Origin of the sequence: Colwellia sp. KU-HH00111, assembly GCF_040362745.1 — a bacterium.
Taxonomy (GTDB): domain Bacteria; phylum Pseudomonadota; class Gammaproteobacteria; order Enterobacterales; family Alteromonadaceae; genus Colwellia.
In genome coordinates this window covers 127569-153560 of sequence record NZ_BAABWO010000002.1, presented here as the reverse complement: position 1 = coordinate 153560, position 25992 = coordinate 127569, and the positions used below count along the sequence as shown (strand labels likewise).

At 40.1% G+C, this 25992-nt stretch carries 14 protein-coding genes and 1 tRNA gene; 8 read left to right on the top strand and 7 right to left on the bottom strand.

Translation table 11 applies throughout. The features are described from left to right. Positions 1-39 precede the first annotated feature (39 nt). The 4 genes from recG to ABXG98_RS04875 all read left to right on the top strand — a co-directional run bounded on the left by recG (position 40) and on the right by ABXG98_RS04875 (position 8914). A complete protein-coding gene (gene recG / locus ABXG98_RS04890; RefSeq protein WP_353537575.1) occupies positions 40-2127 on the top strand; it encodes an ATP-dependent DNA helicase RecG in 2088 nt (695 codons plus the stop codon). Between the two features lie 349 nt (positions 2128-2476). Then, positions 2477-7669, top strand: a complete 5193-nt coding sequence (locus tag ABXG98_RS04885; protein ID WP_353537574.1) for a collagenase — start codon at positions 2477-2479, stop codon at positions 7667-7669. Positions 7670-7743: 74 nt separating this feature from the next. Beyond that, on the top strand, positions 7744-8193 hold the full coding sequence (locus ABXG98_RS04880; protein ID WP_353537573.1) for a hypothetical protein: 450 nt from the start codon (positions 7744-7746) through the stop codon (positions 8191-8193). Between the two features lie 34 nt (positions 8194-8227). Further along, positions 8228-8914: a DVUA0089 family protein gene (locus ABXG98_RS04875; RefSeq protein WP_353537572.1), complete on the top strand. Its 687-nt coding sequence runs from the start codon at positions 8228-8230 to the stop codon at positions 8912-8914. Between the two features lie 168 nt (positions 8915-9082). Here ABXG98_RS04875 and polA read toward each other — a convergent pair whose 3' ends face one another. From polA to ABXG98_RS04860, 3 genes are all read right to left on the bottom strand, one after another. Beyond that, positions 9083-11860, bottom strand: coding sequence for a DNA polymerase I (polA, locus tag ABXG98_RS04870; protein ID WP_353537571.1), 2778 nt, complete (start codon positions 11858-11860; stop codon positions 9083-9085). A 542-nt stretch (positions 11861-12402) separates the two neighbouring features. Beyond that, on the bottom strand, positions 12403-13770 hold the full coding sequence (gorA, locus tag ABXG98_RS04865) for a glutathione-disulfide reductase (protein WP_353537570.1): 1368 nt from the start codon (positions 13768-13770) through the stop codon (positions 12403-12405). 99 nt (positions 13771-13869) lie between these two features. Continuing rightward, positions 13870-18450 carry an EAL domain-containing protein gene (locus ABXG98_RS04860; protein WP_353537569.1) on the bottom strand — a complete coding sequence of 1527 codons (4581 nt, stop codon included), beginning with the start codon at positions 18448-18450 and terminating at the stop codon, positions 13870-13872. 186 nt (positions 18451-18636) lie between these two features. On the opposite strand from ABXG98_RS04860, the gene prlC reads away from it, so the two are divergent. From prlC to ABXG98_RS04845, 3 genes are all read left to right on the top strand, one after another. Then, positions 18637-20712, top strand: coding sequence for an oligopeptidase A (prlC, locus tag ABXG98_RS04855; RefSeq protein WP_353537568.1), 2076 nt, complete (start codon positions 18637-18639; stop codon positions 20710-20712). Between the two features lie 4 nt (positions 20713-20716). Further along, a complete protein-coding gene (locus tag ABXG98_RS04850) occupies positions 20717-21454 on the top strand; it encodes a DNA-3-methyladenine glycosylase I (RefSeq protein ID WP_353537567.1) in 738 nt (245 codons plus the stop codon). Between the two features lie 73 nt (positions 21455-21527). Further along, entirely contained in the window at positions 21528-22247 is a 720-nt protein-coding gene (locus tag ABXG98_RS04845; RefSeq protein ID WP_353537989.1) for a class I SAM-dependent methyltransferase, read from the top strand. 4 nt (positions 22248-22251) lie between these two features. On the opposite strand, the gene ABXG98_RS04840 is transcribed toward ABXG98_RS04845, so the two are convergent. Both ABXG98_RS04840 and ABXG98_RS04835 read right to left on the bottom strand, forming a co-directional pair. Beyond that, positions 22252-22764, bottom strand: a complete 513-nt coding sequence (locus tag ABXG98_RS04840; RefSeq protein ID WP_353537566.1) for a hypothetical protein — start codon at positions 22762-22764, stop codon at positions 22252-22254. A gap of 62 nt (positions 22765-22826) precedes the next feature. Beyond that, a complete protein-coding gene (locus ABXG98_RS04835) occupies positions 22827-23525 on the bottom strand; it encodes a HupE/UreJ family protein (RefSeq protein WP_353537565.1) in 699 nt (232 codons plus the stop codon). 223 nt (positions 23526-23748) lie between these two features. Between ABXG98_RS04835 and dmeF the strand changes: the two genes are divergently transcribed. Next, a complete protein-coding gene (dmeF, locus tag ABXG98_RS04830) occupies positions 23749-24648 on the top strand; it encodes a CDF family Co(II)/Ni(II) efflux transporter DmeF (protein WP_353537564.1) in 900 nt (299 codons plus the stop codon). A 71-nt stretch (positions 24649-24719) separates the two neighbouring features. On the opposite strand, the gene ABXG98_RS04825 is transcribed toward dmeF, so the two are convergent. Both ABXG98_RS04825 and rpoH read right to left on the bottom strand, forming a co-directional pair. Then, positions 24720-24794: transfer RNA gene (locus tag ABXG98_RS04825), tRNA-Arg, on the bottom strand. 304 nt (positions 24795-25098) lie between these two features. Then, on the bottom strand, positions 25099-25950 hold the full coding sequence (gene rpoH, locus ABXG98_RS04820) for an RNA polymerase sigma factor RpoH (RefSeq protein ID WP_353537563.1): 852 nt from the start codon (positions 25948-25950) through the stop codon (positions 25099-25101). Between the last annotated feature and the right edge of the window lie 42 nt (positions 25951-25992).

Here is a 25992-nt window from a genome sequence, read left to right as displayed (position 1 = left end):
GTAGCACCGCGATACCCGCGACTATATCTGAGAGTTATCATGGAAGCACTGACTAAATTATCACACGTTGCTCTTTCCACCTTGAAAGGGGTTGGGCCTAGCATGGCAGCTAGGCTTGAGCGTATCGGCTTATTCTCGGTGCAAGATCTACTGTTTCATTTACCGCTGCGCTACGAAGACCGAACTCGCGTGACCAGCATTCGTGACTGCCTCCCTGGCACCCACACTAATATCATTGGGGAAATCACCAATAATCAAATCACCCAAGGCAAACGTCGCATGCTGGTGGTCACCTTAAACGATGGCACCGGTGAAGTGCAGTTATGCTTTTTTAGTTTTTCAACCAGCCAAAAAAATAGTCTGAGCATCGGTCGTGCTATTCGATGTTATGGTGAAATAAAACGAGGGCCTCGTAGTCTGCAAATTGTTCATCCTGAGTATAAAGCCCTTGATGATGACAGAGTGCTAACGCCAGTTGAAGAAACCTTGACCCCAGTTTACCCAACCACTGATGGTTTAAAACAGTTATCGCTGCGCAACTTAACCGATCAAGCACTTGCGCGTTTACACCGCGGTCAAATTGAAGAGCTATTACCTACATCGTTATTTGACGAACAGTATTCTTTAGCACAAGCGCTAGCAGTTATTCACAGGCCTCCGCCTGAAGTGTCAACTAACCAACTTGAAAACGGTAAACACCCTGCTCAACTAAGGCTGATCAAAGAAGAGCTACTGGCCCATAATTTGAGTATGCTCAAACTCCGACAAAATAGTGATGTTCATCAGGCGATATCCTTAACTGGGGTAGCCAATGTTGAAAACTCTTTTTTAACGTCTTTACCTTTTTCTCCGACCAATGCCCAAACCCGTGTAGTGTCAGAAATCAAAAAAGATTTAGCTAAAAATCAGCCAATGATGCGATTAGTGCAAGGTGATGTAGGCTCAGGTAAAACCCTAGTTGCAGCATTAGCCGCCTTAACTGCGATTAGCCAAGGATACCAAGTGGCGTTAATGGCACCCACTGAAATTTTGGCCGAGCAACATGCCATCAACTTTACCAATTGGTTTGCTCCTCTCGAAATATCAGTCGGTTGGCTAGCTGGCAAAACCAAAGCCAAAGCAAGGAGAATAGCGCTAGAGCAAATTGAAAATGGTGATATGCAAATGGTTATTGGCACTCATGCGCTATTTCAAGCCGAGGTTGCCTTCAATAAATTAGTGTTAGTAATCATCGATGAACAGCACAAGTTTGGCGTTCATCAACGCTTATCGCTCAGAGAAAAAGGTGTATTCGATAACAACTATCCCCATCAGTTAATTATGACAGCTACGCCAATTCCACGTACTTTAGCCATGACCGCTTATGCTGATCTTGACACTTCAGTGATTGATGAATTACCGCCCGGGCGAACCCCAATCAATACTATCGCTCTCCCTGATAGCCGTCGTGATAAGGTGATTGAGCGAATAAAAGAGAGTTGCACTCAAGATAATCGCCAAGCCTATTGGGTTTGCACCCTGATTGAAGAGTCAGAAGTATTGCAATGCCAAGCCGCTGAAGACACGGCTCAACACCTGCAAGAACAATTACCAGAGCTACAAATTGGTTTAGTGCATGGACGAATGAAAGCATTAGAAAAACAAGCCGTGATGGATGAGTTTAAAGCAGGAAATACTCATTTGCTTATTGCCACCACCGTGATTGAAGTAGGGGTAGACGTTCCTAATGCGAGCTTAATGGTAATAGAAAACCCCGAGCGTCTTGGTTTAGCGCAATTACATCAACTTAGAGGCAGGGTTGGCCGGGGCTCTATTGCCTCTCATTGTGTTCTGCTTTATAAGGCGCCGCTGTCAAAAACCGCAACTAAACGATTAGCGGTGCTTCGCGACAGTAATGATGGTTTTGTCATTGCCGAGAAAGACTTACAAATTCGTGGCCCCGGTGAGCTACTTGGCACCCGTCAAACCGGCTTAGCTGAGCTTAAAATTGCCGATTTGATTCGTGATGGCTACCTGATTGCTGATATCAAACAAAAAGCCTATTTATTATCGCGTCAACACCCCGAATGCGCCCAAGCATTGATTCAGCGTTGGCTAGGTAACAAAGCGCGCTACTCTCAAGTTTAAGATTGATAACTTTTCAGATAAATGTAGCATCACCCTCTCGCACCAAAAATTTATTTTCAAAAATTACAACTGCTTAGCAATAATATCACGCTATCCTCAAAAAAAATTGTATACAAACCAATCAACATAAAATATATTGCATACAATATATTTTATGTTGATTTTCCCTTTTGTCTCCCTTATCAACAACAAAAAAATGCAATGCTGCGGCTTTACAGCACGTATACCTAGAAGGTGTACCAAGTTATTTATCCCCCAAAATAGCGTTAAAGCAACTTATACCTTCGGGTATCAAAATAATTATAAAGAGCTAGCCTGCATACTGGCTCACTAAAAAACGGGAGTTCAAATGAACTATCAATCATTAAAACAGCTATGTGCTGCCGCAACAGTGCTTTCTGCACTTGCTGCGCCTAGCCAAGCGACAGCAAGTGCGCCGCAAATGTGCGGAGCAACAACGACAACAGGCAATGCCTTAACACTTGGTCAAAATGAATGTGTTTCTGGTAATGGCTTATATTTTTACCTCGATGTTGAAAATGACGGAACCACGCTAGAGATCACTACCACAGGTGGCACAGGTGAAGTCGATATACTCACTAGTTCTCATAGTTGGGCAACGGGTGATAACTACGATACACAAACAAATAATGCCGGCACCACAGAGTCCGTACAGTTAACGGCTGATACAGGTAAGTTATACATCACACTTTACGGTTTGCATCAGGAAGTAACCTTTAACGTTGCAGAAGTAAGTGACGAGAACCCAGCCATGTGTGGTGCACATACACCAAGTGGTTATGCATTGAGTTTTGACAATCAAGAGTGTATCTCTGGCAATGGTTTATATTATTACGTTGATGTTCCTACAGATAATACTGATGTAACAATTACAACATCTGGTGGTTCCGGCGATGCAGATATTTTTGTTAACACCGGTAATTGGGCATCCAGAGCAAACCACATCGCCGCATCAGAAAATGAGGGTAGCGATAACAGCCTAACGATTAATACCAATATTGGCCGATTATATCTCAGTATTTTCGGTATTCATCAAGAAGTCAGCTTAATGCTCACTCAAGCAACAGGCGATAGCGGCCCAGGTGATGGCTCTGATCCTGCCACCGACGACTATATCGTGATTGATAAAAACGTTGTGGTTAATATCCCTACACCAATTTTAAGTTCACGTAGTGAATTTAGTGATGTAGTCAATACCATAATAGCAGGTACTTGGGACGACTGGGCAGCCATAGCTAGTGGTACGCCTGATCCCATCAGTGATGTTGCCGATGCGATTCATTTTTTAGCCGCGCAAGACGACATCAACAATAGTGAATTAGATCAGCTCGTTTATTTCTTACGAAACTATAGTTTTAACGGTCACTTTGAGAATTTTTCTCAAGATAAAGCGCAACGTTTAAGCAATGCATTGCATGCGGTTGCTAAAATGACTGATTTTCAATCTACCGATGCGCCAGCGGGTTTAATTCAGGAAGGTTATGCTACAGCAATGCTTAACTTGAGTAATTCGCCAGCCAGTGATTATTTTTCTGAGCATTTGCCGCATTTATTAGCATTAACTCAATATTACTCAGAGTTAAGTAACCCTTATGATTTTGCTAACTTTGGTTACAGCACAGAACAGCTATTAAGCGCGATTTATGACTTAGCTTTTTATGCAAAAAATGACAGTGCATTAAATGCCGCATACGCAGACAATATGCTAGCAACAATTTCAGTATTACGCAGTTACGGATTAGCCGAAACTGGCTTAGATATGCGTTGGAGTGCTGATACAGATCGTAAGTGGATTCTTGCGCACTTGTTTATCGCCTTAGGTAACATTAGCAATATTGCCGATGAAGCAACAAAAGCGCGTATTGATAGCATCATCATTGAAATTTTTGAACAAGTAACCAATCATATTTCAATTGCTACAGCAAAAGCTGAAGTTACGGCAACTTACCTTGAAACAACAGGAAGAACTTGTGATACAAATGATGCCCTAGCCAATTACTGTACACCAAAAGCAACGGTTGACGATATTCTTAGCATTACCCATCAGTGTAATGACAAGATCACCATTCGCGCTCAAGCAATGACCAGTACACAGCTTACTCATGCGTGTAATCAAATGGCTGAAACTCAAGGGAAATTCCATGAGTTTTTCGCAACCAATAATATTCCGGTTAATGACGACACCAATGTACAGCTTGAAGTGATTGCCTACGCCACACCTGAAGATTATGAAAAATACGGATATGACTTTTTTGGTCACAACACAGACAATGGTGGTATATACCTTGAAGGTAATCCATCAGAAGCAGGGAATATTGCACGCTTCCATGCGATGCAATGTCCTGAGTCATGGGTTGGTTATTCTTGCGTGCAAGGTGGTGATGTTTACAACTTACAACATGAATTTGTACATTATCTTGATGGACGCTTTAATTTATATGGCGCTTTTGAGTACCATGATAATACCGTTTCTTGGGCTGAAGGTTGGGCAGAGTACATTGCTAAAGGTGCAGGTAATACTCGCAACCTAGATTCTGTAGTGGGCGAAAGTATCCCACCGCTACATAATATTTTGTTTATGGATTATGGTTTTAATGATCTATATCCTTGGAGTTACCTTGCCATGCAGTATTTGGCAGAAGAACGTCCTAACGATGTTGCAACCTTAGCGCAGGCATTAAGAAACAGCGATATAAGTGTCTATCAAGCAGCATTAGCGCAAGTTTCAGCAACCGATGGTGATGGCTTCTTAAACTGGGCCCAAGCTAACTCTGAAGCAATTGCCCCTTCGCCACAAATTATTCCACCAGCCCATACTTTTGGTAGCTGTGAACTCGTTTATCAATATGCACGTGATGCTCAGACTCCCGCCAGCGTAACTATCACCAACACCACGAATACGCCTGTCACACTATATTGGATCAACAATAGCAGTGGTGAAATCAATTTCGACAACCCTTATCAAACACTAAACCAAGGGGAGAGTTATAGCGCTGATTACTGGTCTAAAGATGATCGTTTAGCTGTTACAGATCAACTTAAGAACTGTTTAGGTGTTGCCGTAATGACCGAAGCTGATAACAATTATACGATTGATGAAGCCATGGTTGTTGATGCCATTACCGAAGAAGTTTTACCTCAAGCTAATACATTAGGTAGCTGTGATTTACTAAATGCTTATGATCGCACTGCTGACGCTGCAAGCATCAGTGTGACCAATACCACAGATAACCCAATAAACCTTTATTGGGTCAACAATACCTCTGGCGAGCCAAACTTAAGCAATAATTATCAAACCCTAAATAATGGTGATACCTACACGGCCGATTATTGGTCACAAGGCGATCGCATGATGATTAGCGATAGTAGCAATAATTGCTTAGGCGTTGCTGTACTTTCACAAGCCCAAAATACTTACATCATTGATGCTTCACACTTTGAAACTAACCCTGACGATGGATCGGGTGGCGAACATGACACTTATGTTGGCTTAACTGATCAAGCCTTAGTTGATGAATTAACACGCAACACGACTGAAACTGTTAATGCGTTATTTCAATTAAGTGGCACAGATGCTGGATCAACATTCTCTGAAGCAAATATATTAACGGTGGTAAGTGCTATTGAAGAACGAGCCGCTACTTATTCAGGGGTCGATACCGATAATATTGAAAACTTAATCTACTTTTTACGTGCTGCATATTATGTACAGTTCTACACAGAAGATGTGCCCGCCTATAGCAGCGATGTAAATGAAATGATTATGGCAAGCTTAACGGTATTATTTGACAATGATAATACTTGGATTGCCACTGCAGAGAACGGTAAAGTGTTAAGCGCCGCTTTAGTACTGGTAGATTCTGCCAATTTAGGTGCTGAATTTAACTATGTCACTATCCGTGTTTTGTATGAATACAATGCGCAATGGCAAGCACATAGAGACATGAACATTGCGGCTAACTCTGTTTTCACAACGTTGTTCAGAAGTCAGTGGGATGACAATATGAAGGCATTGTTCAGCCAAGATGATAGCATTTTAGATGCGCTACAGCACTTTCAATCCAGTCACCGTGATTTATTAGGTACCGATGCTGAATACGTTTTAGTCAATTCAGTGCGTGAACTTTCTCGGCTCTATCATGTTGATGCCTTGAATGCTCGTGTACAAACGCTAGTAAAAGGTATTTTAGACACTACCAGCAAAGCGGATGAAAGTCGTGTTTTGTGGTTAGCCGCTGCCAGTATGGCCGATTATTATGACCGTGCCAACTGTGGATACTACGATATCTGTGGCTTTGCTTATACATTAGAAAAAGAGACCTTAGGCTTTAATTACAAATGCTCTGATACCTTAAAAATTCGCGCACAATCGCTATTTAACGATCAAGGCGCATGGATTTGTGAGGTTTTAGGTACTCAAGAAGCTAATTTCCATCAAACACTGGCAACATTAAACATTCCGGTTGCTGATGATAATAATGATGCCCTTGAATTAGTTATTTTTGATTCATCGAATGACTATAAAACTTACGCCGGACAATTCTTTAATATTAATACCGACAATGGCGGTATGTATTTAGAAGGCGCGCCAAGTGCTCAAAACAACCAAGCACGCTTTATCGCTTATGAAGCCGAGTGGAAACGTCCAAATTTTCATGTGTGGAATTTGCAACATGAATTCGTGCACTACCTTGATGCTCGCTTCAACTTATACGGTGATTTTGCCACAGGCATGGCAGTAAGCACAGTCTGGTGGACAGAAGGCTTAGCTGAATATATCTCACAACGTGATGGTAATACTTATGCAATTAGCATGGGGGAGAGCCAAGAGTTTGCCTTGTCTGAAATTTTCAAAAATACCTATGAATCAGGCCAAGATAGAGTCTATCGTTGGGGCTATTTAGCCGTGCGCTTTATGTTTGAAAATCATCGCGGTGATGTTGATCAACTACTCACGTATCTACGCAATAACCAGTACACAGAATATCAAACCTATATGGATAGTATTGGCACTAGCTATGACGCTGAGTGGTTTGATTGGTTAGTTAGCGGTTTGTCAACCGATGATAGTGGTATTGTTGAGTTTGGTCCTGCTGACGATGAAGCTCAAAATAGTGGCACAACAGGCAATTGGGCAGGCGACCCAGTTACTATTAGCACGGACTTTTCACCATGTGTAATTGAAGTGCCAGCCAACGGTCATGATCCTGAAAACAACGTTATTACTTTCAACTCCACGGTTGAGTGTGTCAACTCATCTGCAAATCGTGCCAGCTTCGTTATCGCTAACAGTGATGGTTTATCATCAAACCTCACCATCACCTCTACGGGTGGCTGGGGTAATGCCGATATCTTATATAAAGCAGATGGCTGGGCAACCGCACAAGACAATGATGCCTCTGCTGCTAACAACGGCAACGAGGAAAGCTTAACGGTAACTCTCGATGCTGATATTTACTGGCATTACATCACGTTAGCCGGTGAATTTGGTGGTGTTGAATTAACATTATCAACCCAGTAATTGAACTAGCAATCGTTTAAAAACGCTTAGTTACAAGGACGTAACTTTTTTAAATTGAATAAAGAGGAAAACACATGACCACTTTAACAAAAACTGCCACCATTACTGTTATTGTAATAGCTGCGGTTTACGCTATGACATTAATAAATCAAGATGAACCACAAATAAAAGCGCTTGATACCCAAACAACAAATGACGTAATAAAAGCGCCTGTTTCAATACAACCAGATGTTCAACCAGCACAGCAAGAAGCACCTCAACCAGCAAAACATAGCATGGCTAATCAAATTTTAAACAAGCCTGAAAAAACAAAAACTCAACAAAACGAAGCAGAGCCGCGAGCAGAACTAAGTCAGCACAGTCGTTTAGCTCCGCCACCACCACTTGCGCCAGGAGAAAGTCTTTCATCACGCCATAAAAATGCAGCTAAAAAAAGTGACCTCGGCCATGCCCATGACCACGCAAACATTGCCGAGGAGGAAGATAACAACCAGCCCGCGCCTCCGGCAGGTGTTCAACGTTAATTTTATTTCACAATACAGATAGGAAAGCACAATAATGAAAACAGTGAAAAAAACACTTACCTTAGCGGCAAGCTTGTTGCTCGCAGCATCAGCCAATGCGAGCCTAATAATCAATGATGAAATTAGAAACATTGATGGCGACTTAGATGGAAGCCTTGATGACTTATTAATTTCTCAAATTCAATTTGATGTAGCCGCAAATACTCATATTTTATTTGATTCACTGGTTTGGGAGAAAACAGGAGTAGATTTAAATCATGACGGCGAATTAACAGGTTTTGACTCTTACATGCGTTTATTTTCTGGCACTACCGCATTACATGTTAATAATAACGATCCCTCATATGGTACAAACAACAGTATCGATAATTCAGTCACGTATAAAGACAGCGTCTTTGATTATACCTTTGCCAGCGCGGGAAGCTATTTACTGACTATTGGTCATTTTTATTACTCAACCAGCGAAGCATTAATAGGTTACGATACCAATAAATTCTTTTCTGATGCAATGAAATTTACCCCTTACGCCAACAGTACACCAAAAGATCATGGAGATTGGCAGGTGAGTTTTAATGTGTTATCGGGTGATTTATCAAACGTCAGATTACTTAATCCAGTGCAAGCTAATCTCCCCACAGCAGTACCAGAGCCAAGTTCTATGATGCTATTTTTACTTGCGGCTTTAGGCATAACCTCTACACGCACAAGAAAAAATCAATAAAGGTAAAGATAAAAAAACTCCCAAACTGACAACAGTATGGGAGTAAAAAAATGGAACACACAATAACAAGGGGAATTGTTATCTAATATATAGGAACCGATTACTTAATAAATAATTTCACTCGGCTCAATAATTAGGTAAACAAAGTATCAAGCTTATTGCTCTAGATTAATGTGCTTCGTCCCAGTTGTCGCCAACGCCTGCCTCTGCAATCAATGGTACGCTTAATTCAACCGCATTATTCATTAAATCAACAAGTTTTGCTGTGGTTTCTTCAACAATATCTTGATGAATTTCAAAGATTAATTCATCGTGCACTTGCATGGTCATTTTGATACGGTCATCATTATTCTCATTAAGCCATGCTGCTACAGCTAACATCGCTTTTTTAATAATGTCGGCTGCGGTACCTTGCATGGGCGCATTGATGGCAGCACGCTCAGCGGCTTTTTTACGCATGCCATTTTTGGCATTAATATCAGGTAAATACAAACGACGACCAAAGAGAGTTTCTACATAACCTTGCTCACTTGCTTGTTGACGCGTGTCTTCCATATAGGTTAATACGCCGGGATAACGTTGGAAGTATTTGTCTTGGTATTCTTGTGCTTGATGACGGCCAATATTTAGTTGCTTAGCTAAGCCAAAGGCTGACATGCCATAAATTAAGCCAAAGTTAATCGCTTTGGCACTGCGACGTTGATCCGTTGTCACTTGGTCTAGCTCCACGGCAAAAATTTCTGCGGCGGTCGCCCTGTGAATATCTTTACCTGCACTAAAAGCAGTTACTAGGCCTTGATCATTAGATAAATGCGCCATAATGCGTAACTCAATTTGCGAATAATCGATGGCGACTATTTTATGATCTTTAGGGGCAATAAATGCTTGACGAATTTTACGTCCCTGCTCACTACGAATTGGAATATTTTGTAAATTTGGATCGGTTGACGATAAACGCCCTGTCGCGGTAACCGCTTGATGATACGAGGTATGCACTCGACCAGTTTTAGCACTGACCATAAGCGGTAATTTGTCGGTATAGGTTGATTTTAATTTACTCAGCCCACGGTTTTCTAAAATAACTTTTGGCAGAGGGTAATCCAGTGCAAGCTCTTGTAAGACTTCCTCTGCGGTAGATGGTGCGCCTTTCGGGGTTTTTTTAATAACCGGTATGTTAAGTTCTTCAAATAATATTTGTTGTAATTGTTTGGGTGAACTTAGGTTAAAGCTTTTTCCTGCAAGGTTATGTGCTTCAATTTCTAATGCATCTAAGCGTTGACCGATACTCTGGCTTTGCTGGTCAAGTATATCACTATCAATTAACACCCCTGTTTGCTCCATTTGCGCTAAAACAGGCATTAATGGCATTTCAATATCAGTAAAAACACTGAGTTGTTCAGGTAACTGTTCAAGCGCAGGGAAAATTGTTTGGTGCAAGCGCAGGGTAATGTCGGCATCTTCGGCGGCGTAATGGCCAGCTTTTTCAATATCAATTTTATTAAAAGTTAATTGCTTAGCGCCTTTGCCGGCAATATCTTCAAAATGCACCGTTTTATAGTCAAGATACTTAAGCGCAAGTGCATCCATATTATGGCGAGTTGCAACACTGTTATAACAATAAGACTCTATCATGGTATCAAAGGCAACGCCTTGTAACTGAATACCGTATTGGCTTAATACATTGGCATCGTATTTTAGGTTTTGTCCTATCTTTTTTATGTTTGTACTTTCTAGCAGCGGCTTTAATTGTGCTAATACCCAGTCTCGGTCTAATTGTTCAGGAGCGTCCGCATAATCGTGCGTTAAAGGGACGTAAGCTGCCTTACCTGCTTCTACCGCAAATGACAGCCCAACTAACTCGGCTTTCATATAGTCGACACTGGTAGTTTCGGTATCAAAGGCAAAGGCTTCACAGCTGTTTAATTTTGCTAACCAAGCCTCAAAGCTTGCTTGCTCAACAACAATATCGTATTCGCTGTTTGCAACGTCTACGCTAGCTAGTGTTATATCAGCCGCAGCGGTCGAGTTAACACTCTTTGTAGGTGGGGCAGTATCGCTGCCACCTGTTTTTTTAAGTAAATCGGCAAGTAAACGTTTTAGTTCGAATGCTTGATAAAGTGACGTTAAGCTTTCAACATCAGGCGTTGTCGGCTGCAACTGCTCTACTGTTTGTGCTAATTCAACATCACATTTTATCGTCGCTAATTGATACGACAGCGGAAGTTGTTCAAGCGCCTCACGTAAATTCTCACCAATCTTGCCTTTTACTTTATCAGCATTAGCAATCACTTGCGCTAACGTGCCGTGCTCTGCTAACCATTTGACTGCCGTTTTAGGGCCACATTTGACCACACCCGGAATGTTATCAACCTTGTCACCCATCAAGGCAAGGTAATCAATGATTTGATCGGGGCGAACGCCAAATTTCTCACTGACGCCTGCTTCATCCATTTCTACTGAGGTCATGGTGTTGATCAAGCGAACATGAGGGGTAACAAGCTGCGCCATATCTTTATCGCCAGTTGAAATGACCGTTTCAATGCCTTGTTCACTGGCCTGTTTCGCCAGTGTACCAATCACATCATCGGCCTCAACCCCTGGAATGACTAATAATGGCAGGCCCATCGCACTAATAATATTATGCAAAGGTGCTATTTGGCTGCGTAAATCATCAGGCATAGGTGGGCGATTAGCTTTATACTCAGGATATAAATCGTTACGAAAGGTTTTGCCCTTAGCATCAAAAATTACCACAATGTTGCCGTTGGGGTAGTCTTTTTTCAAACTCCCTATCATATTTAAAACACCGGTAATCGCGCCCGTCGGTTGACCATCAGCGGTTGATAGTGCCTGTAAATAAGGTACGTGATAAGCACGAAATAAATACGATGAGCCATCGACTAAAATGAGAGGTGATAAGGGTGATTTTTCTACCAAAGATGTCATAAGAATTTTGTCTAAACAAGAAGATAGCTTAAGCATGCCACAAAGCGAGCTGTAGCTCTACTGTCTGGTGATAATTGTCATCAACCCAATGTGGATAACTTTGTTAATAAGCACAAAAAAACGCCAGAACAGGAAACCCCCTTATTCTGGTACTTTTATTCATATGTTTGATTTTATTGAAAAAAGGTAAGTAAAAATTCCCTTTACAACACAATATTTTTTATTTTTGTTTTTGTGGATAAATAAATTTATCTGCGTTACTTTTTTGTTGCTCAAAAGACAATCAAGAAAAATAACGTGCAAAGAGATTATCAGAATTTCACGGTATTACCAGTACATTTTCAATCTTTTTTTAAAGGCTTTTTATCGGTTAGAATAACAAAAAAACATAAGCCAGAAAGGGCGCGACTTACGAACTGGTCAACCAGGTGTTTTACTGGCTGACCTCTCGAAAGAAAAATTAGGTAAAAGAATAGAGTGAAAAATCACCATGGTATTTAGGGCATAGTGATTTTAATTAAGTAGGTTTTCCAGGCCTCAATCTAAAGGGTAACAAACTCTTCTGCTGATGTTGGATGAATAGCAATGGTATTATCAAAGTCTGCCTTGGTTGCCCCCATTTTCATAGCTACAGCAAAACCTTGTAGGAGTTCATCACTACCAAAACCAATACTGTGCAGGCCAACGACTTTTTCCTCTTTACCTGCACAAATTAATTTCATCCGTGTCGGGTCACGGTAGTCTTCGGTCATCGCTTGGTAAAGCGCTGTAAACTGAGAATTATAAACGCTGATATTATCTTCTGAGTATTCAGCCACGGCTTCTGCTTCGGTTAAGCCAACCGTGCCAATAACGGGGTGACTAAAAACAACCGTGGCGATACCTGAGTAGTCTAAATGTTCATCTGGCTTGTTATTAAATAAGCGTTCGCACAGGCGACGTCCTGCAGCTACTGCAACTGGGGTTAATTGTGCGCGGCCGGTGTTATCGCCAACGGCATATATGCCAGCGACATTGGTGTTTTGGTATTTGTCGGTAACTATAAAGCCTCGTTCATCAAGCTCAACACCTGCAGCTGCTAAATTGATATTATCTGTAGCTGGCTCTCGACCAATAGCCCAAACGAGTTTTTCAACAGGGCCAATGGTTTTGCCATTGGTCAGATGCACAACTAAAGTGCCATCGGCTAATTTTTCAATGCGTTGAGGCGTGCTGTGATTATGTAAGGTTGGGCCATGTTTTGCCATTTGTTCAACTAAAGTGTTACTTAGCATCTCATCAAAGCTGCGCAGTGGTTTGTCTTTTCTTACCAGCAAGTGCGTTTGCGTGCCTAAACCATGAAAAACACCAGCAAGTTCAACGGCAATATAACCCGCACCAATAACAGCAACTGACTTGGGTTGTTCAGTTAGGGCAAAAAAACCATCAGAATCAATACCAAATTCAGCACCTTCAATGTCTGGAATAGACGGCCGACCGCCAGTAGCAATAGTGATATGGTCAGCTGTATATAAAGTACCATCAACCTCAACGGTATTTTTATCAACAAACTTGGCAAAGCCTTGTATTACAGTCACACCATTAGCATCAAAGCCACGTTGATAAGCACCGTGTATACGTTCAATGTAGGACTCACGGTTTTGCACTAGACGATCCCAATTAAAGCCATTATTTTCTAACTTAAACTGACCTAAATTAAAACCATAGTCATGGGCATATTTTAGTGCATCACTTATTTGCCCAGCGTACCACATGGCCTTTTTAGGCACACAACCAACATTGACACAGGTACCACCAATATACTTTGCTTCAATCACAGCTGCTTTTTTGCCGAGTCGAGCAGCTCTATTTGCAGAAGCAATACCACCACTACCTGCGCCTATTGCTAAGTAATCAAAATGTTGAGTCATGTTAAATTCCATATTGTTTGAATGTCTATTGTTTAATTATATATGAGGGCTAAACAGAGCTTTTCAATCATTATAAGCCGAAGTGTATAACAAATTAAGCTACGAACTGATTTTTAGTTCAATAGCATTTGCATTTAAATAGTCACCTATAGTCTTAGCATCGACAGGTTTGCTATACAAATAACCTTGAATGTAGTAACAACTACGCTGGGTGAGGTAATCCAGTTGAGCTCTAGTTTCTACTCCTTCAGCAATACAGTGCATATTTAAACGCTCAGCTAAAACAATTGTTGCATCAACGATGGCTTCGTCGGTTTTCTCTACACTTATACCTGAAACAAAACTACGATCTATTTTAATGATATCAAGGGGTAATTTCTTTAAATAAGACAAAGAAGAAAAGCCAGTACCAAAATCATCGAGTGCCAATATAACACCTAAACTTGACAGCTCATTCATTGTTTTTATTGCTTTTTCTGGCTCAGTAATTAACGCGCTTTCGGTTACTTCTATTTTTAACAGGTGAGCTGGTAAATCATATTTTTTTAACAGGTTAGCAATATATGGCACTAGGCTTTCTTTGCCAAAATGCTGAGGTGACAAGTTAACCGATAAATAGAGCGCAGGACGCTCTCTATGCCACTTTTTCAAATCAATTAATCCTCGCTCTAACGCCGCCTCAGTCATAGGAATAATTAACCCTATTTCTTCTGCAATATCAATAAACCCTGCGGGAGCAATAACACATTGGTTACTTTGCCATCTCATTAGCATTTCAAAACCTACCGCCTTTCCTGTTCGGCTGTCCATAATAGGTTGGTAATGATTGAAAAACTCATCGTTGCTAAAGGCGAGTTTAATATTAGATTCTTTTGTTAAGCGCTCGGTGGCTTGGATATTCATTCTTGCAGTAAAAAATTGAAAGGTATTTCTGCCTAATTGTTTAGCGTGATACATGGCCACATCCGCGTGACGTAGCAGTGTACTTGAGTCATTTGCATCATCTGGATATAAGGCAATACCAATACTCGCACCAATTGACACATTATACTCTTGCAATAAAACTGGCTGCTCAACTGCGGTAATTATTTTTTGCGCGACTTGTCCTAACTGGTTTACACCACTGAAGTTCTCGAGCAATACCACAAATTCATCACCGCCAATGCGCGCAATGGTGTCATCAACCCTCAAAATTTCAGATAAACGGCGAGTCACTTCAACTAATAATAAATCGCCACTATCATGACCTAATGAGTCATTAACTTGTTTAAATTTATCTAGATCGATAAAGAATAGCGCGATAGAGCTGTTAAGCCGATCAGAAGATTGCATTGCATGCTTAATGCGCTCTAATAATAAACTTCGATTAGGTAAGTCAGTTAAATGGTCATAGTTTGCTAAGTACCTGAGCTCTTTTTCTGCTGATTTTTGCGCGCTAATGTCAGTAAAAACACAAACATAATGCAAATTATTGGTGGTTTTGTTTCTACCCACATTAATGTTTACCACTACATGAAACTCTTCGCCAGAGTCAGCCCTAACTAATTCTTCACCATGCCAATGTTCCCCTTCATCAAGGGAGGGGAACAGATATTGGAAAAACAACCATCGCCGTTTATCCAGCCCCATAAAGTTGTCATTATAATTAAAGTTTTCTTCCGGTAAGCCAAAAACATTGCGTAACGATTGGTTAGCGGTCACTTCAGTAAAGTCATGATTGACAATCAGCACCCATTCATTGGTTTGCTTAAACGCTTCACCATAATACTGACTACGTACTTCTTCAGCACGTGTTTTGGTAATATTGGTATATGACCCTGTAATACGACAGGGTTTATTATCTTTGTCTAAGGTAACTATTTTTCCTAAGTCTTTATACCACAACCACTGTCCATCAGCGTGCTGTAATCGATAGGTACAAGTAAATGTATCATCAAGGTTATTCGCCTCAACAAAAGCTTGCCAATTGTTTAAAAATTGGTCTTTATCGTCAGGGTGAATTAATGCAACATGTTGGGCAAAGGTATGCGATGTGGCAAAATCAATATAACCAAGCTCTTGAGATATTCGTTTACCAAACATCATATTGCTATTTGCTTGCCAGTCCCATACCTCACTACTACTACCCGTTAACGCCAGTTGTAAACGATTTTCTCTAAATTTAACTTCTTCGTGCGCGGTTAATAATTCCTGTTTTTGCAGATTGCGACGATGAAGCCATAAAAATGTCACAACAAGAAAAATAACCAAATACGCAAAATAAGCCGAAGGCGATTGCCACGGCGCATAACTGACTTGAATATCAATATGTTTAACAGGCGAATATTCCCCTGTTACGGGTGACTTAGCGCGCACAGTTAAGACATGATGCCCAGAAGGTAAACTTGGAAAAGTAATTCTATTGTCAGTTGTGGGGGGGTAACTAACGTTATTATCACCTAATAATTGATATTCATATATAACTTCCTTTCTATCAGCATATGAAAGTGTTGAGAAATCAAAGCGAATTCCAACATCGTCATAACGCAATAACACATCAGCATTTTGATTGATCAACAATGGAAGATTTAACTGTCGAGAGAGAACATCAATGGAGGTAGAATAAATATTCATTTTTCCTTGTTCATACTTGCGCTTTAGAGCCAACGGATCAAAAACAATAATACCTTCCATTGAACCATACACTAGCTTTCCATCAGGCAACTTAAGCTGTGCTTCACCGTTAAATTCTAATGTTGGCAAGCCATCAATGACAGTGAAATTGCGAATATGCTGACTATCTGTGTTCAATAAGAACAAACCTTTATGACTAGAAAACCATACATCTCCTTCACTATCAGTCTGTAAACTATAAACATTATTATCAATAATCGAGTTTTCACTATTATAAAAATATTTAAGTTCAAATGACGGGTAGGCTAAACCAACTAAACCCTTTGTAGGATAACTAATCCAGAAAACATTGTTTTTATCAATCACCCAATTTTCAAATGAAACCCATTCACTACCAAGCACATTGGCGTGAGTATAAAGTAACTGTGTTTGTTTGGTCTTAGTATTATAGCGCCATAAGCTATCATTAGTTGAAAATAGCATGGAGTGACTATCGGGCAAAAAACCTAAAAAGTTAAAGATTTTATTTAACGGAACCACTTTACCTAGTTCTGTCAAACGATCTACCTGACCCGTTTTTAAATCTAAAATAACAGTCTTTTCATCGTAAACTAACCAAAGATAGCGTTGTTCTTGTAAAAAGATGGAATAATGATCCTTCGCTAATATCGCTTTTACCTGTTCAGTAAAAGGTAGATCCACCAACTGCTGTAAACGAGTATTATAAAAAAAAACACCTCGAGTGGTTGATAATAATAAGATCTCTTCCCTGTAGGGCAAAATATGGTAAATAGGGGTATTTTGCAACGGGCTATTTTCTTGGGTGGTTTGAACTTGCTGGATTATTATTTTTTCCTTAAGATCAACTAAATTTAGCCCATTTGTTGTACCAACCCAGAATTTTTTAGGATTATTATCCGCTTCTAACATTGCCCAAACAGAGCTGTGGCTTAAACTCGCAGTATTACTTTTACTATGGCGATAATTTTCAATTAGCTCTCGAAGCGGATCCCATAAATAGACCCCTGATGATTCTGAACCAAGCCAAAATACACCGCTATTATCCTGCGCTAAAGATATAATTTTATCATCAGAGCTGTTATCAAAAAAATCACTAATCCCAAACAGTCGTTTCCCTTGTTTTTCTTCGGTGTCTATTGCATACAAGCCACTATAACTAGCTACATATAGTTGTTCATCCGCTAATAAAAACTGCCATACCGATGTGTTTTTGAGTACTCTAGTATATTCAAGCGCCGACGTTCTGCCTTGAATATACGTTTTTATATTATTAATGTTGACACTAAAAACTCCATCTCCTGTACCCATGTATAAGTCATGCTGTTTACTTACAAATAAATTGTAACTTTTATTGGCTTCTACCGTATTTACTTCGTCGAACTTGCCGTTCGCTATTACTTTCGGTAACTTTCGCCATTTATCTAACTTAATATGGTATGCATAAACTCCCACTCTTGTGCCTATATAAAGTACTTGTTGATGATAAATCACTTGAAAAATATTTTCTTTTTCTGGCAGTTCTTGTGATAAATCAACAGTGACTTTTAACTCAGCGTTATTATGGTCATAAAAACTCACGGTTTTGCTTGTTGCTACCCAATTACCTGATACATTCCGACTATTCATACCTTCCGTAACATCAACAACAAAATGGTCTAAAACTTCCTGTGAGCTAGCTAGAATCAATTGATATTGATTGGTACTAGGTTGGTATCGATAAACGCCTTCATTGACATTAATCCAAACAAACCCGAAGCTATCTTGTTCAACAAAGTAAATACTTGAATCGATAAAACTATTGTCAGGTCCAGATAGCTGCCTGAAAGAATAACCATCATAGATATTGATGCCGCTATCAGTTGCAAGCCACACAAAACCATTTTGATCGGCTAATATTGAGTTAATAGTGCCCTGCGTCAAACCGTCTTCAACAGATAGCTGCTCTAAAAAAAGGTTGTTTACTTGGCCTTTTCCGTGAACAGGCACCATTAAAAAGCACCAGCCTACCAGCAAGATTTGTAGTAAACATTTAAGATTAACGATCATTGAACCTTTCAACTTTGATGGATAAAAACAAACAAAAAACATTAGAACCTATACTTGATTATAACAGCTCTAAAAATAACCATGAAAATAAACACTAAAAATAGGCTTCCATTGCTTGGTTGTCTCTTGATTATTTTATATTTGACATCACATAGTTTAATATCGTTCATTTATCCCGTGGCTATTATGACTAATCCTTTATTACCAAAAAACATAAAAAGCAGTAGCTTACCTGCCTTTTCAAAAATAAAACCTGAACATATAAAACCTGCAGTCGAGCAAGCCATCGCTGACTGTAAGCAAACAATTAGTGATGTTTTAGCAAATAATACCATGTTCACTTGGGAAAACTTAATTCAACCTATTGACGAAGTAGATGATGTTTTATCTAAATTATGGTCGCCTGTTTCGCACATGAACTCTGTGGTCAGTAGCGATGAACTGCGTGAAGCTTATGAATCGTGCTTACCCTTACTATCAGAATATGGCACTTTTGTTGGTCAGCATCAGGGCTTGTATCAAGCATATAATAGCTTAAAAGGCAGCGAATTATTCCACACTTTAGATACCGCACAGCAAAAAGTCATCACTAACGCTCTACGTGATTTTCAATTATCAGGTATTGCCTTAAATGATGATGACAAAAAACGTTATGGTGAAATTGTTAGCCGCTTGTCTGACTTAAGCTCAAGCTATAGCAACAATGTATTAGATGCGACCCATGCATTTAGCGTTAATATTACCGACAAACAGGAATTATCTGGCTTACCTCAGAGCGCTCTTGCGGCAGCCAAAGCGCTAGCAAAAAGCCAAGAGCAAGCAGGTTATGTGTTTACCCTTGATTTCCCAAGTTATTTACCCGTAATGACCTACTGCGATAACCGTGAGTTACGAGAAAAAATGTATCGGGCTTTTGTGACCCGTGCTTCCGATCAAGGACCTAACGCCGGTGAATTTGATAACAGTGCTATTATGGATGAAACCTTAGCCTTACGCCATGAATTGGCTAACTTGCTTGGTTTTAGCAACTATGGCGAAAAATCCATTGCGACCAAAATGGCTAACACCACCGATGAGGTAATGAACTTTTTACAAGATCTTGCGCTGAAATCCAAACATCAAGGCGAACAAGACATTGAAGAATTAAAGGCTTTTGTTAAAAGTGAACACTCACAAACCTTTACTAATGAGGAATTGCAAGCTTGGGATCTTGCTTACTATAGCGAAAAGCTTAAGCACTGCCGTTATGCCATTTCTGACGAAGAACTACGCCCTTATTTCCCTAAAGGACGGGTTGTTAATGGCCTATTTGAAGTGGTGCATAAATTATTTGGCCTAACAATTAAAGAACGCGCTAACGTTGATGTTTGGCATAATGACGTCTCTTTTTATGATGTTTTCGATAGCTCTGGTGAATTACGCGGCAGTTTTTACCTAGATTTATATGCACGTGCGAAAAAACGCGGTGGTGCCTGGATGGATGAATGTGTTGGTCGTCATCAGCTAGCCAATGGTGTTATTCAATACCCAGTTGCTTACCTTACCTGTAATTTCAATGGTCCAGTTGGCGATGCTCAAGCTCTGTTTACCCATGACGAAGTCGTTACCTTGTTCCATGAGTTTGGTCACGGTCTACATCATATGCTCACCCAAATTAATGCTAGCGCAGTTTCTGGCATCAACGGCGTACCATGGGATGCAGTAGAGTTACCCAGCCAATTCTTAGAGAACTGGTGTTGGCAACCTGAAGCGCTTGATTTTATTTCAGGTCACTATGAAACAGGTGAACCATTACCAAAAGCAATGTTGGATAAAATGCTCGCGGCGAAAAACTTTCAATCCGCTATGCAAATGTTACGTCAAATAGAATTTAGTATTTTTGATTTCACTATGCATGCTAATTATAACCCTGATGCCGAAAAAAATAATGCCTACATACAAGAGATCTTAAATAAAGTTCGTGCGCAATATGCCGTTGTTAAAGCCCCTGACTTTAACCGTTTTCAGCATGGTTTTAGTCATATTTTTGCTGGTGGTTACGCTGCCGGCTATTACAGTTATAAATGGGCCGAAGTATTATCCGCAGATGCCTTTAGTTTATTTGAACAACAAGGGATTTTTAACACCGAGACGGGTAAATCCTTTTTAACTAATATTCTTGAAAGAGGCGGTAGCGAGGAGCCGAGCAAGCTATTTAAAGCTTTTAGAGGTAGAGCGCCTGAAATCGACGCATTATTACGTCACAGTGGCATTGAAGTATAAGCCGATGCAAGAAAATTTTAGTGCTTTATATCAACGCGCCGCAGATAGAAAAGGCGGCGTATCAGCCTTAGAATTGTTGCTAGGACAAAAGATTGTTGGTAAAAAATTATTCACTGATAGCGCCGCCAATCAAAGTGTTGCCAAACTCAGTGATGATAGAGTTCTATCCGCATTTACCAAACAGATATTTAAATCCGGCTTTGTCTGGCGTGTGGTAGAAAACAAATGGCCTGACTTTGAAGCAAGCTTTTTTAATTTCGATATTGAAAAGATATTAATGATGCCAGAAGAGATGCTTGAGCGAAAAGCAGCCGATCCTAAAATCATTCGCAATTACAACAAAGTCAAAACCATTAAAGCTAACGCGCAAATGATTTACGACCATCAAAGTGAAGGCAAGTGTAGCTTTGCCCAATTTATTGCCGACTGGCCCAGTAGTGACATTATCGGTTTATGGGCTTATTTGAAAGACCATGGCCAGCGCTTAGGCGGTAATACTGGCCCTTATGCTTTACGTTTACTGGGTAAAGATACCTTTATTCTTAGTTCAGATGTAGAAGCCTACCTAAGAGCACAAAAAGTTATCGATGGCGGCTTACAAAGCAAAAAAAGTTTAACCGCTATTCAAGCTTACTTTAATCAACTGCAACAAGAATCCGGTTACAGTCTGACACAATTGAGCCGTTTAATTGCTTTTGCTAGCGGCGATAATTATATTCAAGTTGAGCTACATCATGACTGATCCACTTTATCAAGATATTGCCATTGCCTATTGTGACAGTATTGACAGCGAGCACTGTAAACGGCTAGCTAAACTGTGGCGCTTCAATTATATCGGTGATGTAGCCTCAGCCAGCAAACACCCACAATTAACATTTATCTTGCAGCTTAACCGACAAGCACTAGAGTTGATAAAACTGGACGAGCCCAAGCTAGGCGGCATCAAGGTTGATTTTGTTGAAGGCGCTATGGCGCACCGCCGTAAATTTGGTGGTGGTCGCGGCCAAGATATTGCCAAAGCCATCGGGTTAAAGCATGGTTTTACTCCCCATATATTGGATGCTACCGCAGGTTTGGGGCGTGATGCTTTTGTCCTCGCAAGCTTAGGTTGTAATGTTACTCTAATGGAGCGCATGCCTGTGGTAGCCGCTTTACTTGATGACGGTTTAGAGCGTGCGAAACTTAATAGCGAAGTAGGTGACATTGCTCAGCGGATGCAGCTCGTTCATGCCTCATCTATTGAAAATATGAATATAGCTGAGCAAGTAGATGTGGTTTATCTTGACCCCATGTACCCACATCGTGAAAAATCCGCGGCGGTAAAAAAAGAAATGCGGGTTTTTCAATCGTTAGTGGGTGAAGATCTCGATGCTGATGCGTTACTAGAACCAGCGATAGCTCTAGCAAAATACCGCGTGGTTGTGAAACGTCCGAGTTATGCACCACCACTCAACAATAAAAAGCCAAGCACTTCAATAAAAATGAAAAAGAATCGCTTTGACGTTTATGTTAATCAAGCGATCCCTAAAATTTAACCGGTTATTTAAGGCTATGGGTAGAATAATCACCTTTAACAGTAAGTGTAACTTTAACCTGTGTATCCGATGTGTTTTTCCAATACCATCCATGAGAGCCTGTAAATGGCGCAGTAAAGCTTCCCTTCATTTTACGTAAGGTTGCGATAGCATAACTTTCAAAATAGCCCGTAGTATCGCCTTGTGGTTCACCATGCAGATCAAAGTACAAGGCTTCACTATCAGTACTCCATTCATACTCAAGCTTTTGATATTGAGCCATAATAAACTTGTACTCTACGCCACGACCCGCGGGAACAACCACTGTTATGGTTTCGCTAGCAAGTGTCGGTTGGGCTGGTGTTTCTGCTTGTTTATTATTAAACACTGTTAAGCCCAGTTTTTGGCCAATACCGGTAGGATCGATATTGTATTCAGCAGGCAAGATTACTGTCAGCAATATGACTGCGGCAAAAACAACACTAAACAAGGTGTATTTAACTAGCGCTGTTGTTGTTAACATAATGGTTTGTTGCATTTTTTATTCTCTTTTTAATACTGTTTATCGGCTGACTTGGAACTGTTATAGCCACTTAATGATTAACTGATGAAATAACCTGTTAATTGAAAACCTATCAACATAAAACCTGCGCTCATCAATAAGCAGTTTGCATTAGTGGCAAAACGAGTAAAACTGCTATGTTTACGCCAAATATTGATCATCAATAAAATAAAAGCCAAGGCTGTAAATTGCCCTAATTCAACGCCCACATTAAAGGCAATAAGGTTGGCAATTAAACCATCATCAGGTACTTGAAATTCCTGTAACTTGGTTGCCAAACCGAAACCATGAAAAAGCCCAAAGATTAATACCGCTAATTTAGCATTAGGTGACTTACCTAAAAGACGCTGAAAACCGCCTAAATTATCAAAACCTTTGTACACCACTGATAAGCCAATAATAGCATCAATTAAATAGGCGTTAACCTCAATATCACTCATCACACCAAACAACAAGGTAATGCTGTGCCCTAACGTAAACATACTGACATACAGCAGAACATCTCGGCTTCTATATAAAAAGAAAAGTACTCCCACTAAAAATAATAAATGGTCGTAACCGGTTACCATATGCTTAGCACCAATATATAAAAATGGGATAATTTGTACGCCAGTGTTTTGCAACAAAAAGGCACGAGTACTTTCATCAACACCATGGGCAAGCGTTTCAAAAGGTAACCCGAGAGCAATTAAAGCGATAAGGGTGATTAATATGAATCGCTGGGGGATATTTGGCATTTACGGTTTCCTTGCTTTAGCGGTCAATTGCCCTATTGTCGCATTAACTATGCCCTGCTTTCTATTGAAGATAGCTTTTTAATATGTCGAACACTGTGTAGTAGTTTCTTTTGAATATTGTATGTATGTGCCATGCGTATATTTCTCTTTAAACTATACTGCAGAGGAGCATATAATGATAATAATTATTATTTAAAAGCCTTGCCTAAAAAAGGAACAAAAAGTGAGTGAATCAACAATACAATGGCAACATTCACATGACTTTGGCGTTGATAACAGCCAAAACACCCATAAAGTAAAAATAGTCTTCTGGCTGACAACCGTAGTAATGGTGCTTGAGATTGCTGCTGGCACTTGGTCTGGCTCTATGGCTTTGCTTGCTGACGGTTGGCATATGGGTACGCATTCAGCAGCATTTTTAATTGCCCTTTTTGTTTATTCCTATGCTAAAAGGCATGCCAATAATAAATCATTTAGTTTTGGCACGGGAAAAGTTAATTATCTTGGTGGCTTTGCCAGCGCTGTTGCATTGGGCATAGTGGCTTTAATGATGGTCGTTGAATCTGTACACCGTTTGGTTGAACCACAGAGCATCCAATTTAGCGAAGCTATTATCGTGGCATTGATTGGCTTGGTGGTCAATGTGGTTTCTGCTTTGATATTAAAAGATAATCACCACCATCATCATGGAGACGATGGGCATCATGATCACAACATGAAAGCAGCCTACCTTCATGTATTAGCAGATACGTTAACGTCAATACTTGCCATTGTGGCTTTGGTTATTGGTAAATATATTGGCTTAGTTTGGCTAGACCCTGTAATGGGTATTGTCGGTGCTATGGTTATTTTTCATTGGTCAGTTGGCTTGATTAAGGAGTCTAGTAAAGTACTCTTAGATAAATCGGTCGATACTGCTAGCTTAGAGGAAATATCTGCCGCGATGAATGAAAGAAACACTGTCATTAATGATATCCATATATGGAAAGTAGCCAGCGGCCACCAAGCTGCTATTGTCTCGGTTTCATCTGCAAAGCCACTTACGCTTGAAGAGTACAAACACATACTAAAAGCACAGTTACCAGATCTTTCACACATCTCTGTTGAAATAAAAGCGAACTAATCAAGCGTTGAATTTAGCGATATAGGGCGGGAGAGCAAAACAATTGATAGATATTTCACAAAATTAAGAAATGGCGCTCTCGGCAGGAATCGAACCTGCAACCTAGACTCCGGAGGTCCATGTGATATCCATTTCACCACGAGAGCGCTTCGCAACGGATTCTATTAGATTAACGCCACCATTTCCATCTTAATTTATCTATCGCTTTGACTTTTTTGCTATTGGTGAATAATTTATATTCAATGGACTAGGTTTTCTATAACAACTCATTGATATGTCCTCACAAGCCTCTGTTCTCTTTAATAGTTAGCCAGTGCTTAAGCGCTTGGAGGTAAAACATAGGGAAATGGTTGTTCTGTGCTCAAAACACAAAAAACCGGCATTGTGCCGGTTTTTAATGAGGATATATTTATCCAAGTGTACTTTTTATACTATGGTCTCAATGTTGATTTACAAAACCATTGTATTTTTCAGCTTGTTTAAGGCATTTTTTTCTAATTGACGAACACGTTCTGCTGAAATTTGATATTTATTAGCAAGATCTTGCAAGGTTGATTTGTCTTCTGCTAACCAACGGGTTTTAATAATATCTTGGCTACGTTCATCTAAGGCAACTAATGCGGTTGATAAGCGATTATTAGCATGGCTTTCCCAGTTAGCATTTTCAACTTCATCAGCTAAGTCTGATTGTTTATCTTCAAGATACAAAGCAGGTGAAAAATTACTGGTTCCGGTGTCATCGTCATCAGATGATAATTCAAAGGCTTGGTCATGGCTGCTCATGCGATTTTCCATTTCCAAGACATCTTTGGTGCTAACACCTAAAGACTCTGCAACAGTATTGACTTCATCATTGCTAAACCAACCTAAACGTTTTTTATTTTTACGTAAATTAAAAAACAGTTTGCGTTGTGCTTTGGTGGTCGCAACTTTAACTATGCGCCAGTTTTTTAGTACATATTCATGAATTTCTGCTTTGATCCAATGAACAGCAAATGACACCAAACGAACACCTACTTCTGGGTTGAATCGTTTAACGGCTTTCATCAGGCCAACATTACCTTCTTGTACTAAATCCGCCTGTGCTAAGCCATAACCTGAATAGCCTTTGGCGATATGTATAACAAAACGTAAATGTGACATGATCAGCTTTTGTGCTGCTTGTAAGTCATTTTCTTCATAGAGGCTAGTAGCGAGATCATGCTCTTCTTCTGCTGTAAGCATTGGAATGCTATACGCTGATTGCATGTAAGATTCAATACTGCCACTTTTAGGTACACAAAGTTGCATTGTATTACTCATAATTAGAAACCTCTTTTCTTAAAAATTTACTCTTTTTACTGT

Bases quoted from the DNA above. Each gene is read 5' to 3' on its own strand.
- recG (WP_353537575.1), top strand. From the start codon at position 40: ATGGAAGCACTGACTAAATTATCACACGTTGCTCTTTCCACCTTGAAA.
- ABXG98_RS04885 (WP_353537574.1), top strand. From the start codon at position 2,477: ATGAACTATCAATCATTAAAACAGCTATGTGCTGCCGCAACAGTGCTT.
- ABXG98_RS04880 (WP_353537573.1), top strand. From the start codon at position 7,744: ATGACCACTTTAACAAAAACTGCCACCATTACTGTTATTGTAATAGCT.
- ABXG98_RS04875 (WP_353537572.1), top strand. From the start codon at position 8,228: ATGAAAACAGTGAAAAAAACACTTACCTTAGCGGCAAGCTTGTTGCTC.
- polA (WP_353537571.1), bottom strand. From the start codon at position 11,860: ATGACATCTTTGGTAGAAAAATCACCCTTATCACCTCTCATTTTAGTC.
- gorA (WP_353537570.1), bottom strand. From the start codon at position 13,770: ATGACTCAACATTTTGATTACTTAGCAATAGGCGCAGGTAGTGGTGGT.
- ABXG98_RS04860 (WP_353537569.1), bottom strand. From the start codon at position 18,450: ATGATCGTTAATCTTAAATGTTTACTACAAATCTTGCTGGTAGGCTGG.
- prlC (WP_353537568.1), top strand. From the start codon at position 18,637: ATGACTAATCCTTTATTACCAAAAAACATAAAAAGCAGTAGCTTACCT.
- ABXG98_RS04850 (WP_353537567.1), top strand. From the start codon at position 20,717: ATGCAAGAAAATTTTAGTGCTTTATATCAACGCGCCGCAGATAGAAAA.
- ABXG98_RS04840 (WP_353537566.1), bottom strand. From the start codon at position 22,764: ATGCAACAAACCATTATGTTAACAACAACAGCGCTAGTTAAATACACC.
- ABXG98_RS04835 (WP_353537565.1), bottom strand. From the start codon at position 23,525: ATGCCAAATATCCCCCAGCGATTCATATTAATCACCCTTATCGCTTTA.
- rpoH (WP_353537563.1), bottom strand. From the start codon at position 25,950: ATGAGTAATACAATGCAACTTTGTGTACCTAAAAGTGGCAGTATTGAA.